The organism is Saccharothrix stipae, assembly GCF_054781895.1.
Window position 1 is genome coordinate 969,302 of the sequence record NZ_BAAGTN010000017.1, and the last position, 15,926, is coordinate 985,227.

At 71.4% G+C, this 15,926-nt stretch carries 13 protein-coding genes; 3 read left to right on the top strand and 10 right to left on the bottom strand.

The genetic code is table 11. The features are described from left to right. Nucleotides 1-9: 9 nt before the first annotated feature. On the bottom strand, nt 10-1,986 hold the full coding sequence (gene acs / locus ACYVLT_RS32745) for an acetate--CoA ligase (protein WP_461123994.1): 1,977 nt from the start codon (nt 1,984-1,986) through the stop codon (nt 10-12). A gap of 202 nt (nt 1,987-2,188) precedes the next feature. Next, a complete protein-coding gene (locus tag ACYVLT_RS32750) occupies nt 2,189-2,758 on the bottom strand; it encodes a GNAT family N-acetyltransferase (RefSeq protein WP_461123995.1) in 570 nt (189 codons plus the stop codon). Nucleotides 2,759-2,850: 92 nt separating this feature from the next. On the opposite strand from ACYVLT_RS32750, the gene ACYVLT_RS32755 reads away from it, so the two are divergent. Beyond that, nucleotides 2,851-3,576, top strand: a complete 726-nt coding sequence (locus ACYVLT_RS32755; RefSeq protein WP_461123996.1) for a Fic family protein — start codon at nt 2,851-2,853, stop codon at nt 3,574-3,576. 212 nt (nt 3,577-3,788) lie between these two features. Here the strand turns inward: ACYVLT_RS32755 and kynU are convergent, their stop codons facing one another. Continuing rightward, entirely contained in the window at nt 3,789-4,919 is a 1,131-nt protein-coding gene (kynU, locus tag ACYVLT_RS32760; protein ID WP_461123997.1) for a kynureninase, read from the bottom strand. Next, on the bottom strand, nt 4,916-5,731 hold the full coding sequence (locus ACYVLT_RS32765) for a tryptophan 2,3-dioxygenase (RefSeq protein ID WP_461123998.1): 816 nt from the start codon (nt 5,729-5,731) through the stop codon (nt 4,916-4,918). Before ACYVLT_RS32765 ends, kynU begins: the two co-directional genes overlap by 4 nt. 107 nt (nt 5,732-5,838) lie before the next feature. Between ACYVLT_RS32765 and ACYVLT_RS32770 the strand changes: the two genes are divergently transcribed. Then, a complete protein-coding gene (locus ACYVLT_RS32770) occupies nt 5,839-6,288 on the top strand; it encodes an Lrp/AsnC family transcriptional regulator (protein WP_360454785.1) in 450 nt (149 codons plus the stop codon). Here the strand turns inward: ACYVLT_RS32770 and murQ are convergent. The 6 genes from murQ to ACYVLT_RS32800 all read right to left on the bottom strand — a co-directional run bounded on the left by murQ (nt 6,257) and on the right by ACYVLT_RS32800 (nt 14,277). After that, the gene (gene murQ, locus ACYVLT_RS32775) at nt 6,257-7,192 is read right to left on the bottom strand and encodes an N-acetylmuramic acid 6-phosphate etherase (protein ID WP_461123999.1); all 936 of its coding nucleotides are present in this window, start codon (nt 7,190-7,192) and stop codon (nt 6,257-6,259) included. The two genes, ACYVLT_RS32770 and murQ, sit on opposite strands and share 32 nt — an antisense overlap. Further along, a complete protein-coding gene (locus tag ACYVLT_RS32780) occupies nt 7,189-8,106 on the bottom strand; it encodes a MurR/RpiR family transcriptional regulator (protein WP_360454791.1) in 918 nt (305 codons plus the stop codon). The genes murQ and ACYVLT_RS32780 overlap by 4 nt, the downstream gene beginning before the upstream one ends. A 109-nt stretch (nt 8,107-8,215) precedes the next feature. Then, nucleotides 8,216-9,868 (bottom strand): serine hydrolase domain-containing protein, encoded by a 1,653-nt coding sequence (locus ACYVLT_RS32785; protein ID WP_461124000.1) that lies wholly within the window; start codon nt 9,866-9,868, stop codon nt 8,216-8,218. A 13-nt stretch (nt 9,869-9,881) separates the two neighbouring features. Then, nucleotides 9,882-11,129 (bottom strand): exo-beta-N-acetylmuramidase NamZ family protein, encoded by a 1,248-nt coding sequence (locus tag ACYVLT_RS32790; RefSeq protein WP_461124171.1) that lies wholly within the window; start codon nt 11,127-11,129, stop codon nt 9,882-9,884. Nucleotides 11,130-11,134: 5 nt separating this feature from the next. Then, nucleotides 11,135-12,850, bottom strand: coding sequence for a glycoside hydrolase family 3 protein (locus tag ACYVLT_RS32795; protein WP_461124172.1), 1,716 nt, complete (start codon nt 12,848-12,850; stop codon nt 11,135-11,137). Nucleotides 12,851-13,464: 614 nt separating this feature from the next. Further along, nucleotides 13,465-14,277 carry an HAD-IB family hydrolase gene (locus tag ACYVLT_RS32800; RefSeq protein WP_461124001.1) on the bottom strand — a complete coding sequence of 271 codons (813 nt, stop codon included), beginning with the start codon at nt 14,275-14,277 and terminating at the stop codon, nt 13,465-13,467. 471 nt (nt 14,278-14,748) lie between these two features. On the opposite strand from ACYVLT_RS32800, the gene ssd reads away from it, so the two are divergent. Next, nucleotides 14,749-15,807, top strand: a complete 1,059-nt coding sequence (gene ssd, locus ACYVLT_RS32805) for a septum site-determining protein Ssd (RefSeq protein ID WP_461124002.1) — start codon at nt 14,749-14,751, stop codon at nt 15,805-15,807. Nucleotides 15,808-15,926: the final 119 nt, after the last annotated feature.

Below are 15,926 nucleotides of genomic sequence, written 5' to 3' on the forward strand. Positions count from 1 at the left end.
CTGCCGTGCTCAGTCCTCGGAAGCGCCCGACTTCAGGCCGTTCGAGATCAGGTCCATCACCGACGAGTCCGCGAGCGTGGTCACGTCGCCGACCTGCCGGTTCTCCGCCACGTCGCGCAGCAGGCGGCGCATGATCTTGCCCGAGCGGGTCTTCGGCAGCTCCGGCACGACCATGATCTGGCGCGGCTTCGCGATCGGGCCGATCTCCTTGGCCACGTGCTCGCGCAGCGCCTTGATCGCCTCCGCGCCGTCGGAGCCCTCGGCCACGCCGCCGCGCAGGATCACGAACGCCACGATGCCCTGGCCCGTGGTCGGGTCGGTCGCGCCGACCACCGCCGCCTCGGCCACCGTCGGGTGCGAGACCAGCGCGGACTCGACCTCGGTGGTGGAGATGCGGTGCCCGGACACGTTCATCACGTCGTCCACCCGGCCCAGCAGCCAGATGTCGCCGTCGGCGTCGTACTTCGCGCCGTCACCGGCGAAGTAGTAGCCCAGGTCGCCGAACCGCGACCAGTACGTGTCGCGGTAGCGCTCGTCGTCGCCCCAGATGCCGCGCAGCATCCCCGGCCACGGCTGGTCCAGCACCAGGTAGCCGCCGCCACCGTGCGGCACCTCGTTGCCCTGGTCGTCCACGACCTTCGCGCCGATGCCGGGCAGCGGGCGCTGCGCCGAACCGGGCTTGGTGGTGGTGGCGCCGGGCAGCGGCGAGATCATGATCCCGCCCGTCTCGGTCTGCCACCAGGTGTCCACCACGGGCGTCTGGCCCGCGCCGATGGTCTCCCGGTACCAGATCCACGCCTCGGGGTTGATCGGCTCGCCGACGCTGCCCAGCACGCGGAGGCTGGACAGGTCGTACTTGGCCGGGATGTCCGCGCCCCACTTCATGAACGTGCGGATCAGCGTCGGCGCGGTGTAGTAGATCGACACGCCGTACTTCTGCACGATCTCCCAGTGCCTGCCCTCGTGCGGGGTGTTGGGCGTGCCCTCGTAGACGACCTGCGTGACGCGGTTGGACAGCGGGCCGTACACGATGTAGCTGTGCCCGGTGACCCAGCCGATGTCGGCGGTGCACCAGTACACGTCGGTGTCGGGCTTGAGGTCGAACACGTTGTGGTGCGTGTAGGACGCCTGGGTCAGGTAGCCGCCGGAGGTGTGCAGGATGCCCTTGGGGCGGCCCGTGGTGCCCGACGTGTAGAGGATGAACAGCGGGTGCTCGGAGTCGAACGCCTCCGGCGTGTGCTGGTCGGACTGGCGGTCGACGACGTCGTGCCACCAGACGTCGCGGCCCTCGGTCCACTCCACGTCGTTGTTCGTCCGCTTGACGACCAGCACGTGCTCGATGCTCCCGGCGTTGGCCACGGCCTCGTCCACGGCGGGCTTGAGCGCCGCCGGCTTGCCGCGCCGGAACTGGCCGTCGGTGGTGATCACGAGCTTGGCCTGCGAGTCCTCGATGCGGGTGCGCAGGGCCTCGGCGGAGAACCCGCCGAACACCACGCTGTGCATCGCGCCGAGGCGGGCGCAGGCGAGCATGGAGAAGATGGCCTCGGGGACCATCGGCATGTAGATGGCGACCCGGTCCTCCGCGCCGACGCCGAGCTCGACGAGCGCGTTGGCGGCCTTGGAGACCTCGCGCTGGAGCTCGGCGTAGGTGATGGTGCGGCTGTCGCCGGGCTCGCCCTCCCAGTGGATCGCGACCTGGTCGCCGTGACCGGACTCGACGTGCCGGTCGACGCAGTTGTAGGCGACGTTGAGCTTGCCGCCGACGAACCACTTGGCGAACGGCGCGTCGGACCAGTCGAGGACCCGGTCCCACTTCGTGTCCCAGGACAGCCGCTCGGCCTGCTTCGCCCAGAACGCCTCGCGGTCGGCGTCCGCCTCCTCGTAGAGGGCGGCGGTGGCGTTCGCCTGCGCGGCGAACTCCTCGCCGGGCGGGAACGTCCTGGTCTCCGTCGACAGGTTGTCCAGGGCGGCTTGCGGCTCTGTCATGGTGGGCGGACCTCCTGAATCCGTGGGGATGCGCACTGACCGTAGTGCGATTCAGCTCACTGCGCACCCAAAAGGTTCAGACCAATTTCGGCCGAGTTCGAAACGCGTGGGTAACTGTGTAACCCGACCCGTGCCGCGTGACCACTGCGATGCCGCCGAACGACACGTAGGTTGCGACCAGCGGCACCCTCCGTGACGCGCGTCACGCCGTCAGCTTGGCCTTCAGGTCCGGCCACTCGGCGGCGGTCATCGAGTAGACGACCGTGTCGCGCAGCGTGCCGTCCGGGCGGATGCGGTGCACGCGGAGGATGCCCTCGCGGGTCGCGCCGAGGCGTTCGATGGCCTGCTGCGAGCGCTCGTTGCGCAGGTCGGTGTGCCAGCCGACGCGCAGCGCGCCGAGGTCCTCGAAGGCGCGGCGCAGGAGCAGGAACTTGGCGTTGGTGTTGAGGGCGGTGCGCTGCCAGCGCGGGCCGATCCAGGTGTGGCCGATGTAGAGGCCGCGGTGCTTCGGGTCGATCTCGTAGTACGACGTGGTGCCGGCGACCTCGCCGGTCCGCGGGTCGATCTGCGCCCAGGCGAGGCGGGTGGTGTCGGCGAGGCCGCGTTCGATGTACGCGCGGGTCTCCTCGACCGTGGCCGGCTGGGGTGAGCTGAGCCAGGTCCAGACCTCCGGGTCCTTGCCCGCCTCGTGCAGGCCCTCGGCGTGGTCGGGGGTGAGGGGTTCGAGGCGGACGTGGTCGCCGGTGAGCACGGGGCGGTCGTACCAGTTCATGAACCGACGGTAACTCCGGTTAGTGGCTATCTTGAATATCCATTTCCAGCTAGTTGTGGATAGCCACTTACCGGCGGGTAGTGTGCTCCGGCGTGACCGATCCGCTTGCCCCGCTGCTGGACCTGCCCGGTGTGGCCGACGCCGTCGCCGCGGCGCGCGACGCCGTGTTCCAGGTGCACCGGCACCGGGTGAACCTGCGCGGGTGGGCGACCACCGCGGCCGAGGCGTCCGTGCGCGCCGCCCGTGCGTCGGCGGCGTTGGACGGCGGGCCGACCGCCATCCCGTCCGACGGCACCGTGTCCGATCCCGTGCTGGCGGGTGCGTTGCGGGTGGCGGAGTCGTTGGGCGTGGTGTTCCCGACGTGGCAGCGGGCGCCGTTGCAGGCGTTGGCGCGGTTGCACGTGCTGGCCGCCGCCGACCTGGGCGGTGACCTGGGCCGCCCCCGTGCCGCACCGGGCGTCTCGGAACGCCTGGGCGTGCTCTCCGAGCTGGTCACCGGCGGCACCTTCGTCCCCGGTCCGCTGCTGGTGGCCGTGGTGCACGGGGAGCTGATGTCGCTGGCGCCGTTCGACACGGCCAACGGCGTGGTGGCACGTGCGGCGTCCCGCCTGGCGTCCATCGCGACCGGCCTGGACCCGAAGTCGCTGGGCGTGCCCGAGGTGCTGTGCCTGCGCCGTCAGAACGACTACGCCGCCGCCCTGCACGGCTTCTCCACCGGCGACCCCGAGGGCATCACCCGCTGGGTCCTGTTCTACTGCGAGGCCCTGACCGCCGGCGCCCGTGAAGCCCGCAGCATCGCCGACGCCGCCACCCCCTAGCCGCGAGAGTCGTACCTCCAGCCCGCGCGTGTCCTACGTTCAGAACCACCGTGTCCTACGTTCGGAACACCCGAGTTCAACACTCAGAACACGGGTGGCCGTCCTGAGCGTTGAACTCGGGGTACCTGAACGTAGGACACGCGCGTTCTGAACGTAGGACACGCGGGTGGTGAGTGTTGGACTCTCGTGTGGTGAGTGTTGGACTCTCGCGGTCAGAGGAGTTGTTTCAGGGTGGTGGCGGCGCGGTCGGCGTCGTCGAAGGTGTTGTAGAGCGGGGCGAAGCCGAAGCGCAGCAGGTCCGGTGGGCGGTGGTCGCCGATGACCTGGCGTTCGACCAGCTCGTCGATGAGCCGGGCGGCGTCGGGGTGGCGGAGGGAGACCTGGTGGCCGCGCCACTCGTCGGCCGGGGTGATCACCTCGATGCCGGGCAGGTCCTCCACCAGGGCGCGGAAGTGGGCGGTCAGGGCCAGGCCCTTGGCGCGCACGTCCTTCAGGTCGACGTGGTCCCAGACGTCCAGGGCGGCGTCCAGCGCGAGCATCGAGATGATGTCCGGCGTCCCCACGCGGGCACGGGAAACACCCGGGTCCGGCGTGTACTCCGGCGACATCGCGAACGGCACCTCGTGGCCCGTCCACCCCGTCAACGGCTGGTCGAACGTCGGTTGCGCGTGCTTGGGCACGTACAGGAACGCGGGCGAGCCCGGCCCGCCGTTGAGGAACTTGTACGTGCAGCCGACGGCGAGGTCGACGTCGAGCGCGTCCAGCTCGATCGGCAGCACGCCCGCGCTGTGGCACAGGTCCCACACGACCTTCGCCCCCACCGCGTGCGCCTGCTCGGTCAGCTTCGCCATGTCCAGCAGCCGACCCGTGCGGTAGTCGACGTGGTTGAGCAGCACGACCGCCGTCGTGTCCCGCAGGTCCAGCGCCTCCGGCGGCGCCGGCCGCAACGCCAGACCGGTCAGCTCCGCCACCGACCGCGCGATGTACCCGTCGGTCGGGAACGTCCCCGCGTCCACCACGATCTCCATGCGGTCGGTGTTGCGCACCGCCGCCATCAGCGCCTTGAACAGGTTCACGCTGGTCGAGTCCGCCACCACGACCTGCCCCGGCTTGGCACCGACGAGCCGCCCGATGCGGTTGCCGACCCGTTCCGGCGCCTCCCACCAGCCCTCCGACCAGCTCCGGATGAGCCGTCGGCCCCACTGGTTGCGCACCACGTCCTGCACCCGTTCGGCGACGGCCTTCGGCGGCGCACCCAGGGAGTTGCCGTCCAGGTAGACCACGTCGTCGTCGAGGTCGAACAGGTCGCGAACGTGCGCCAGCGGGTCGGTCGTGCGCGTCATACGTGACTCCTAGCCGTCCACAGCTCGGGGAAGACAGAGCGTTGCGTGCGCTTCTCCAGCCACGCAACCCCCGCCGAACCGCCGGTCCCGGTCTTCGCGCCCATCGAACGGCGGGTGGCGAGCAGGTGGTCGTAGCGCCAGCGGGCGAACTCCTCGGCGATGTCGGTCAACGCCTCGCCCAGCTCCAGCAGGTCACGCGACCCGCCGCGGTAGACGTCCGCCCACACGGCCTCCACCTCGGCGTTCGGCTCGTACGGTTGGCTGACGTCGCGCTCCAGCACGTCGGCCGGGATCGGCAGGCCCTGGCGCCCCAAGGCGGCCAGCACGTCGTCGTACAGGCTCGGCTCGTCGAGCAGCGCTTCGAGCGCGTCGTGCTGCTGCGGCACGGCGCGGTGCGGCACGAGCATCGACCGGGACTTCTCGCCGAGCAGGAACTCCACCTCGCGGTACCGGCCCGACTGGAAGCCGGAGCCCTCGCCGAGCGCGTCCCGGAACGAGTTGAACTCGGCGGGCGTCATCCGGGCAATCGGCCGCCACGCCGCGTTGAGCGCCTGCATGTGCAGTTCGCTGCGCCGCAGGGTGCGGACCGCCGCCCGCAGGTCGTCGGCGCGCAGCTCGGTCTTGGCCTGCCGCCACTCGAAGCACAGCAGCCCGAAGTACAGCTCCATGACCTGCGTGATCACCAGGAACGACATCTCACGCGGGTCCTTGGACCACTGCTGTTGCAGCGAGTGCAGCACGGAGGCGTGCACGTAGTCCTCGTAGGGCGTCGTGCCGCCGAAATCGAGTTTGGGTGCGACCGGACAAGTCATGCCTTCCATCATGACCGCGTCTTCGGGTGAATTGAATGGGCAAGGGACGGCGTTGCGCCGAGAAGTTCTTACAAACGAAAGGCGACATCGCGAGTAGCTTTGCGGTCGTGAGCATCGAACTGGACGGCGTGGACTGGGGCCTGCTGGAGGCCCTGCAAGAGGACGCGCGGCTGTCGTACAACGAGTTGGCACGGCGCGTGCACGTGTCGCCGCCGACGGTCGCGCAACGCGTGCGACGGCTGGAGAACGCGGGCGTCATCACCGGCTACCGGGCGACCGTGGACCCGACGGCGGTGGGGCGGTCGGTGGTCGCCCTGGTGCGGATGAAGTGCTATGGGCCGCGGTGCATCACGGTGCACCCGGAGCTGCTCGACGACTGCCCCGAGGTGGTGGAGGTGGTGCGGCTGACCGGCGACATCTGCTCGGTGGTCAAGGTCGTGACCACGTCGATCAGCGAGCTGGAGCGGTTGCTGGTGCGGCTGGGCGGCTACGGCGAGACGTCCAGCGCGATGGTGCTGTCGACGCCTATCCCGTGGCGCCCGGTGCTAGCTGGCTGAGCGCCATCCGGACGTGCCCCTGCGTGCGTTCCAACACCTCCGCCGCGCGCGCCGCGGGGACGCCCGCCAACAGGTGCACCAAGGCCACCTTCAGGTCACCGCCCGCGTCGGCCAACGCCGTCGTGCACTCGTGCTCGCCCAGGCCGGTCGCCTCACGCAGGATGCGCACCGTGCGGCCGCGCAGCTTGGCGTTGGTCGCGCGCATCGACACCATCAGGTTCGAGTACGTGCGGCCGAGCCGGACCATCACGGCGGTCGAGAACGACGTCAGCACCAGCTTCTGCGAGGTGCCCGCCTTCATCCGGGTGGACCCCGCGATCGCCTCCGGGCCGGTGTCGACCGCGATCAGCACGTCCACCTCGACCGGCGCGGGCGCGGTCGGGTTGTTGGAGACCAGCACGGTGTGCGCGCCCAGCGTCCGCGCCTCCTCCAGCGCGGCCATCACGAACGGCGTGCGGCCCGACGCCGTGACGCCCACCACCAGGTCGCCCGCCGCCGCGTGCTTGCGGATCTCGGCGGCACCGTCGGACCCCTGGTCCTCGACGTCCTCCACGGCGTTGACCAGGGCGTCCCGGCCGCCCGCGTGGTGGGCGACGAACCAGTCCGACGGCGCGTTGAACGTCGGCACGAGCTCGGCGGCGTCCAGCGTGGCCAGCCTGCCCGACGTGCCCGCGCCGACGTAGTGCACGCGGCCACCGGCGCGCAGGGCGCCGACGGCGAGGTCCGCGGCGCGCGCGAGTTCGGGCAGCACGGCGGCCACCGCCCCGGGCACCAGGTGGTCCTCGGCGTTGATCAGGCGGAGCACGTCCAGCGTGGAGAGCCGGTCGATGTCCTCCGTCCGCGGGTTCCTGGCCTCGGTGGGTGAGTCCACGCGGACCGCGACATCGTGCCGGGGCGGCGTCATTTACCGGACTCCCGGCGTCGCCTGCCGTCCGGTCGGGCGCCGAGGCGATGCCCCGACACCGCGTCGTACGTCGCTTCGAGCGCTGTCTTGGCGCTGTCCACGTGCCGCTGGGCGACCCCGATGAACAGGCAGTCGATCACGGTGAGCTGGGCGATCCGGCTGGCCATCGCGCCCGAGCGGAACGTGGTCTCGCGCGCCGCCGTGGTCAGCACGTGGTCGGCGACCTCGCTGATCGGCGAACGCGGGAAGTTGGTCAACGCCACCGTGGTCGCGCCGTGCTCCTTGGCCACCCGCAGCGCCTCGACGGTCTCGGAGGTGGAGCCGGTGTGCGATATCCCGACCGCGACGTCGGCCCCGGTCAGCACGGCGGCCGACGTGAGCGCGATGTGGGTGTCGTTCCAGGCGAAGCAGGTTCGCCCGATCCGGTGAAGCTTTTGCTGGAGGTCGAACGCGACGAACGCGCTCGCGCCGAACCCGTAGACGTCCACCCGGCCCGCGCCCGCGACGGCCTCGACCACCGCTTCGAGCGTCTCCACGTTCAGCTGCTCGGCGGTCTCCTCGACCGCCCGCGCGTCGGCGAACGCCACCTTGCCCACCACCTGGCGCATGTCGTCGCCCGGGCCGATGTCGCCGCCCAGGTCGCGATCGGGGCGCATCGAGGTGCGGGCCGTGTCGGCGGCCAGCGCTATGCGCAGCTCCGGGTAGCCCCCGACGCCGATGGCCTTGCAGAACCGGGTCACCGTGGTCTCGCTGGTGCCCGCGGCCTCGGCGACCTCGGTGATGCTGCGGTGTGCGACGGTCGCCGGGTTGTCCAGCACGACCTTGGCGACCCGCTGCTCCGCCCGGGCCAGCCCGGGCAGGAGTGAACGGATCTTGACCAGGGGACTGGAGTCGGCGGTACTTTCGGTGGACACGTGGGAAACTTACTAACCGTCCAACACTCGGTCAACGCGGGGTGGGGGTAACTCACCCCAACCGTGACCGAATCGCACCGCTTGGCGGGCCACCGCGATGCGGATGTCACTAACGGTCCGCGGCCCGCCACCCTTCGGGGTGCAAACCCGCTGGTTCGCGCTCCGCGTCGAGTGCGACGCCCCGGTCGTCGGTGACGCGCACGGCGTCCACGTACGCTCCGCGCCCGCCGTAGCCCGTGCCGCGCACGTACCGCCAGCGGAACCGCGTCGCCGACGCCGTCTCGACCTCGACCCGCTGCCAACGCCGTTGTCCGTAACCGGCCAACACCTGGACATCGCGCCAGGCGGCCCCGTCGTTAGTGGCCTCGACGACGACCCGGTCGCCGGGGTCGAGGTCGACGAACGCCCAGAACGACAACCGCTGCCGCTCGCCGCGCAGCGGCAGGTCGCGCGTGGTCAACGTGCCGCCGTCCGACTCCGGCGTCCACGCCGTGCCGTGCCGCGGCCGCACCGCCAGGGCCTGCGCCAGGCCGTTGGCCACCACGCGCCGCGCCGGGTTGATCGAGCCCCAGTTCCGGCTCGGGTGCACGCGGTTGGTCAGCAGGATCGCGATCGACCGCGACAGCGGGTCCAGCACCAGCGTGGTGCCCGTGTAGCCGGTGTGCCCGGCCGCCCTCGGCGAGGTCAGGGCGCCCATGTACCAGCGCTGGTCCAGCTCGAAGCCCAGGCCGTGCGAGTTGCCGGGGAAGCCCTGGTTGAAGTCGGTGAGCATCAGCTCGACGGTGTCCGGGCGCAGGATCCGGCCGCCCGCGTACGCGCCGCCGTTGAGGATCGTCTGACCGAGCACGGCCAGCTCGCGTGCGGTGGAGAACATGCCCGCGTGACCCGCGACGCCGCCCAGCGACCAGGCGTTCTCGTCGTGCACGGTGCCGCGGATGATGCCCCGGCCCGCCTGGTACTCGGTGGCCGCGATCCGGTCCAGCTTGGCCGCCGGCGGGTTGTAGCCGGTGTCCACCAGGCCCAGCGGGCCGGTGATGTCGTCGCGGACGAGCTGGTCCAGCGTCTTGCCCGACCACTTCTCGACCAGCACGCCGAGGGTGATCAGGTTCAGGTCCGAGTACAGGTACGCGGTGCCGGGCGCGCTGCGGGGCGTCGTGTCCATCACGGCTTTGAGCCGGGACGGCACGTCCGGGTACTGCGACCACAGTGGCAGCCACGCCACCAGGCCCGACGTGTGGGTCAGCAGCTGCCGGACGGTGATCGACCCCTTGCCGTTGACGCCGAACTCCGGCAGGTGGCGGGCGACCGGGTCGTCCAGCCCGAAGCGGCCCAGCTCGTGCTGCCGCATCACCACGATCGAGGTGAACAGCTTGGAGATCGAGGCCAGGTCGAAGATCGTGTCCCGCGTCATCGGCACCCGCTGCGGCTCGGGCAGCTCGGTGCCGACGGCGTCGGCGTAGCGGACCGCCCAGCCGGTCGGCTCGTGGGTGACCACGACGCCGTCGTGCGCGAACAGCGTGACGGCGCCCGCGAACAGGGGGTGGCCGGTTGCGTCCGGCACCGTGTACCGCTCGATCTGCGCCAGTGCGGCGTCCAGCGGAGCCGGGTCGAGTCCCACGCGCTGCGGGGTACCCGTTCGCAGCACGCTGCTCGCCCAACCGTCGTGCGGCTGGTCGAAGCGGGCCTCGCGGCGGTCGGCGTGCGCCGGCAGGGCGACGGACAGGGCCATGGTGGTCGCGATCAGCAGGGCGGGGATGCGCATCGCTTGTCTCCCTCTACCGGTAGCGCAGGTACGGCCGGCGGGTGCGGTCGAACGCGGCGAGCTCGTCGGCCCAGGCGCCGACCACCTCATCGGTGCCCGCGCCCGCGTCGACCATGCGGCGCAGCCGGTCCGAGCCGCTGAGCTTGTCGATGTAGTGGTCCGGTCGCCACGCGAACACGTCCGGGTAGCGGGTCCTCGCGGTGACGATCATGGCGACGGCCGTGCGCGGCGCGTCGAAGCGGTGCGGGTCGGTCAGGTGCAGGGCGACACCGCCGCACAGCTTGGTGGCGAACTTGTTGAACGTGGGCGTGAAGTAGGTCTCGCGGAACCGGACGCCGGGCAGCTCCAGCGCGTTGAGGTCCTCGGCCCACCGCCAGTCCAGGCCCGGCGCGCCGATCGTCTCGAACGGGCGGGTGGTGCCGCGGCCCTCGGAGAACACGAGCCCCTCGAACAAGCACGTGCCGGGGTAGACCAGCGCGGTGTCGTGCGTGGGCACGTTCGGGCTCGGCGGGATCCAGGGCAGGCCGGAGTGCAGGTCGTCGCGCTTCCAGCCCTTCACGTCGACCACTTCGAGGCTGCTCACCCGGCCGCCGTCGGTGGGCAGGAACTCGCCGTCGAACAGGCGCGCCAGCTCGCCGATCGTCATGCCGTGCTGCTGGGCGATCGGCTTGCGGCCCACGAACGTCGCGTAGGCCGGGTCGAGCTGCGGGCCGCGGGCCGTGCCGCCGACCGGGTTGGGGCGGTCGAGCACGACGAACCGCACGCCGGTCGCGGCGGCCGCCTGCATGACCGCGTACATGGTCCAGATGTAGGTGTAGAAGCGCGCGCCGATGTCGGCGATGTCGAACACGAGGGTGTCGACGCCCGCCTTGGTGATCATCCCGGCGATCTTGGCGGTGCTCGCGCCGTAGGTGTCGTAGACGGGGACGCCGGTGCGCGGGTCGAGGTAGTCGCCCTCCGAGCCGCCGGCCTGTGCGGTGCCGCGGAAACCGTGCTCCGGGCCGAACGCGGCCCGCGGCGTGAGTCCGGCGGCGACCATCGAGTCGACGATGTGGGTCTGGTCGCGCAGCGCGCCGGTCGGGTTGGTGACCACGCCGACCCGGTGGCCCGCGAACCGGCGCCAACCGTCCTCGGCCAACTGCTCCGCGCCGGTCTTCAGGGGGCGGTGGCGGTCGGGGGCCTGGTCCGCGGCGGGCGGGTCGAGCGCGGTGAGCGCGGGAACGGCGAGGGCGCCGGCGGCGAGGAAGTGCCTGCGGTCCATGTCGGTCACCAAGCCAATCCGTGGCCGAAGGGGTACGGCGTCGGTCCGGGAACCGCGACCGGCAGCTTGCCGACCGGTGCGATCTCGCCGGTGATCACCCCGGCCAGCGCGGCCATCGACACCGCGCTGTAGGAGTACGTCGCCAGCCAGGTCGGCGCGGCGGTGTGCGCCACGTCGTACGGGTTCTGCACGGCGACCGCGACGACCGGTTTGCCGGTGGCCAGGAGCCTGGTCAGCAGGGTTTGCTGCGCCGGCTGGCGGGACAGCGCGTTGGTCAGCACGACGACCGCGTCGGCGTTGCCCGCGGCCTGGACGGCGGCGGTGATCTGGGCTTCGGTGGGCGCGCTGCCGGTGGGCAGCGCGGTGCCGCCGAGGATGCCGGCCAGGGTTCGGGTCGTCGTTTCGCCCCAACCCGTGACCAGCGCGGCGGTGGGCTTGGCCCGCAAAGGCAGGACGCCGGCGTCGTTGCGGACGGCGGTGACGGTGCGCTCGGTGATCCGCCGGGCGGCGTCGAGGTGCTCGGCCGGGCCGACCGCGGAGTCGACCGCGTCCACGTCCACGAGCGGGCCGGTGAGCATGCCGCGCAGGAACTTCATCCGCAGCACCCGCAGCACGCTCCGGTCGATGCGCTGCTCGGTCAGCTCGCCGCCGCGCACGGCCGCCAGCACGCTGTTCACCGCCAGCTCCAGGTCCACCGGCATGAGCAGCTGGTCGACGCCCGCCTTCAGGGCGAGCACGGGGATCTCGGCGTCGCCGTGCAGCTGGCGCACGCCCGCCATGGCCAGCGAGTCGGTGATGACCACGCCGTCGTAGCCGAGGTTCTCGCGCAGCAGGTCGAGGGCGGGCTTGGACAACGTCGCCGGCTCACCCGACGGGTCGATCTTCGGCATCTGGATGTGCGCGGTCATGACCGAGTCGACGCCCGCGGCGATGGCGGCCCGGAACGGCGGGGCGTCCACCTCGTTCCACTGCGCCTCGGTCCGGTCGACCCTGGGCAGCGTGGTGTGGCTGTCCTGGTCGGTGTCGCCGTGGCCGGGGAAGTGCTTGGCGGTCGCGCTCACCGCGTGCGGCGACAGGAAGCGGCCCTGGTAACCGCGCACCTGGGCGGCGGTCAGCTCGGCGGCCAACGCCGGGTCGCTGGAGTAGGAGCGCACGCCGATGACCGGGTTCGCCGGGTTGGAGTTCACGTCCGCGTCCGGCGCGAAGTTCTGGGTGATGCCCATGGCGCGCAGCTCGCGGGCGGTGATCCGGGCGGCCCGCTCGGCGTCCTCGGCGCTGCGGCCCGCGCCGAGGGCCATGTTGCCGGGGAACTGGGTGGCGGGCGCGCCGATGCGGGTGACGATGCCCATCTCCTGGTCGGTGGCGATGGCCAGGGGGATGCGGCCGGCGCGTTGCAGGCCGTTGGAGAGGGCGGCGATCTGGCGCGGGGTGTCGATGTTGTCGTAGCTGGAGTTGTTGAAGTAGACGACACCGCCCGGCTGGAACTTCGCCACCACCTCGGCCGGGGTGGCGACGCCGAAGTCGCGCAGGTTGCCCGGGTGCGCCTCGTCCGGGGCCTGGCCGTGCAGGTAGGTGACGAAGAGCTGGCCGACCTTCTGCTCCAGCGACATGCCCCGAACCAGGGCGGTGATGTGCTGAGCCTGGTCCGGTGCGGCGTGCGCGGGTGCCGGGTGCGCCGGTGCGGCGTGTGCCGGTGTGGTCACTGCGGAAGCCGCGGCCATGGCGACGGCGACGAGCGGACGGAGCACTGCGGCCTCCCCACTGGGAATCTTCCACCACCAAGTGGTGCGTTTGGCAAGTTACCCACGTCACAGAGGTGGGTCAACGGGTTGCGCTGTGTGGCCATTGTGGGGAGGGGTACCGACAAAACCAGGGGTTTGCCGCATCACTCGATCGGGCACTTGTTCTGCGCGTGGGTGCTTTCGGGGCAGAAGGCAGACACAAAGACGGTGGGGCCCCTCGTGGAGGGGCCCCACCGTCGTCAGCGCGGGCTTCTGAGTTACCAAGCGTGCAACTCGTGTCGTACCGACCTGGCCTCGGCGTCCGGCGTCCCGGTACGCAGGCCCTAGACGACAAGCCTCCCGCGGCGTGCTGCGCGTGGGTGTCTCGAAGTCCGCGCACGGAGCTCTGCCGGGGTGGACGCTGCTTCTCTTCCGCTTCGTCCCTGGCCGACCCGAGGTCCGCACTTCCTTTGTAGTGCGTGTGGGGTGTCACGGCAAGGGCTCGATGGAGTGCACCGGTCAAGCGACGTTCAGTAGCGGAAAGGCTTCTGTGACAGTGATTTCGTGCCGGCGGAGCGCCCGGTACCGCTGACCGGGGGCACGCCGGGGTGAAATCAGTTCCGGCGCCGCCTGCGCAGGCCGTACCAGGCCACGCCCGCCGCCGTCGCGGCGCCCAACCCGATCGCCGTCACGGCGACCGCGGTGCCCGACGGGCGGGGGATGCGGGCACGCAGCGACACGGGGTCGGAGAACGTCAGGACGGGCCAGCCGCGTTGGGTCGCCACCCGGCGCAGCGCGCGGTCCGGGTTGACCGCGGTGGGGTGACCGACGGCCTCCAGCAGCGGCAGGTCGCTGATCGAGTCGGAGTAGGCGTGGCAGCGGCTCAGGTCGTAGTCGTGCTGCTCGGCGAGCTGCTTGACGGCGATCGCCTTGTTCTCGCCGGCGCAGTAGAAGTCGACGTCGCCGGAGTAGCGGCCCTGGGCGACGACCATCCGGGTACCCACGCTGTGCGTCGCGCCGACCATGGTGGAGATGGGCGCGACCAGCTCCTCGCCCGACGCGGACACCACGACCACGTCGTGGCCCTCGTCCTTGTGGTCGGAGATGAGCTGCGTGGCCTCCTTGTAGACGAGGGGGTCGACGATGTCGTGCAGCGTCTCCTCGACGATCGAGCGCACCTGCTCGACGTCCCAGCCCTCGCAGAGCGCGGTGATGTGCGAGCGCATCCGGTCCATCTGGTCGGCGTCGGCGCCGGCCAGCATGAAGACGAACTGCGCATAGGCGCTCTTGAGCACCGCACGCCGGTTGATCAGGCCTTCTTGGAAGAAGGGCCGGCTGAACGCCAGCGTGCTCGACTTGGCGATGACGGTCTTGTCCAGGTCGAAGAACGCGGCGACCCGACGGCCTTCGGTGGCGTGCTCGGTCACCGGTCAAGCTTAGGCGGGGTGGGCCGGGCCGGCCGCCGGTGGCTGTTCGGGAGTTTACGAACCAGGTGTGCGGTCTATTGAATTTTTGCGTCCCTCTAACGGAAGACACGCGTGACCCTGTCCCGTGGGGATACAGTAGTCCTGTCCGGCTCGACCGGACAGGTTCAGTCCGACCCCCCGGGACTGAACCAATGACGACCCCCGTCCCTCCCCCCTGGCGGGGGTCGTCCCATGTCCGGGGTCGGTTTCCCGGGTACCTCGCGCTGGACCTCGGCCCTCTTGCGGCCCTTCTTGCATCGAACCTCGATCTTTCGCCGAACCGCCCGTGACGGCGTCGCCGCGGCCCTTCGTGGCACCCCGAGTTGTCCACAGGCAGTCCGGTTGTCCACATGTTGATCATGTCCCGTTGTGTGCTTCCTCACCGCTCGCCACCGTGGAACCAGCAGATCCACAACGGCAGGGGAGGGCGTGATGAGGCGACCGGTGGCCTTGGTGGCCGACGGCGGTGTGGTGGACGAGGTGCTGCACGCGGCGGCCGTCGTCGGCTGCGAGCTGGAGCGCGTGGTCGACGTGACGGCGTTGCGGGGCCGTTGGCACGGGGCGTCGGCGGTGGTGCTGGACGAGGCGGCCGTCGTCGCGTGCGCGTCCGCCGGGTTCCCGCGCAGATCGGGTGTGCACATCGTCGGTGCCGGGCCGCCGGGTGAGCAGGTGTGGCGGCGTGCGCTGGCGTTGGGCGCCGAGCAGGTGCTGGAGCTGCCCGCCGACCAGGAACGGCTGCGCGCGGTGCTGGCCGATGCCGCCGAGGGCGAGCCCGTCGGTGACGGTCGGGTGCTGGCGATCCTGGGCGCGCGCGGTGGCGCCGGGGCGTCGGTGCTGTCGGTGGCGGTGGGGCAGGCCGTGCTGTCCGCCGGTGGCCACGGCCTGCTCGTCGACTGCGACCCGCTGGGCGGCGGTCTCGACCTGACGTTGGGCGCCGAGCGGCAGGAGGGGCTGCGGTGGCCGACGTTGCGGTTGACCGGTGGCCGGGTGCCCGCCGCGGCGCTGCGCTCGGCGCTGCCGGGTCGTTCCGGCGGGCGCGGCAGCCTGACCGTGCTGTCCTGCGGTCGGACCGGTCCCGGACCGGAGCCGGACGCCGTGGTGGCGGTGGTCGAGGCCGGTAGGCGCGCGGGCGGGACGGTGGTGTGCGACGTGCCGCGGCAGCTGACCGGTGCCGCGTGCGCCGCCCTCGACCGGGCCGACCTGGCGGTCTTGGTGGTGCCGGCCGACGTGAAGGCGTGCATGGCGGCCAAGGCGGTGGTCGACCAGGCCGCCGAACGGGGTGTGCGGCTCAAGGCGGTGGTGCGCGGTCCGGCTCCGGGCGGTCTGACCACGGCGCAGGTGGTGGCGGCGATAGGCCTGCCCCTGCTGACCACCATGCGCCCGGAGCCGAGGCTGGCGAGGGCGTTGGACAACGGCCACTTCCCGGCCACCACCCGCGGTCCCCTGGCCAAGGCGGCCCGAACGGTCCTGGCGGCCCTCCATGACCACTAGCCGTGCCAATCCTCGCCGCTCAATGACTTCCACTCCCGGCGAGCGGCGTCGTCGGTCGCCGCTCAGTCCTTCCCGTCACCCGCGGGTTCGCGCCGTGGTTCGGGCAACGGCTCTGGCAG

Excerpts from the sequence above, each read along its gene's own strand:
- acs (WP_461123994.1), bottom strand. The coding sequence starts at position 1,986 with ATGACAGAGCCGCAAGCCGCCCTGGACAACCTGTCGACGGAGACCAGG.
- ACYVLT_RS32750 (WP_461123995.1), bottom strand. The coding sequence starts at position 2,758 with ATGAACTGGTACGACCGCCCCGTGCTCACCGGCGACCACGTCCGCCTC.
- kynU (WP_461123997.1), bottom strand. The coding sequence starts at position 4,919 with ATGACGCGCACGACCGACCCGCTGGCGCACGTTCGCGACCTGTTCGAC.
- murQ (WP_461123999.1), bottom strand. The coding sequence starts at position 7,192 with ATGACGCCGCCCCGGCACGATGTCGCGGTCCGCGTGGACTCACCCACC.
- ACYVLT_RS32765 (WP_461123998.1), bottom strand. The coding sequence starts at position 5,731 with ATGACTTGTCCGGTCGCACCCAAACTCGATTTCGGCGGCACGACGCCC.
- ACYVLT_RS32790 (WP_461124171.1), bottom strand. The coding sequence starts at position 11,129 with ATGGACCGCAGGCACTTCCTCGCCGCCGGCGCCCTCGCCGTTCCCGCG.
- ACYVLT_RS32795 (WP_461124172.1), bottom strand. The coding sequence starts at position 12,850 with ATGGCCGCGGCTTCCGCAGTGACCACACCGGCACACGCCGCACCGGCG.
- ssd (WP_461124002.1), top strand. The coding sequence starts at position 14,749 with ATGAGGCGACCGGTGGCCTTGGTGGCCGACGGCGGTGTGGTGGACGAG.
- ACYVLT_RS32785 (WP_461124000.1), bottom strand. The coding sequence starts at position 9,868 with ATGCGCATCCCCGCCCTGCTGATCGCGACCACCATGGCCCTGTCCGTC.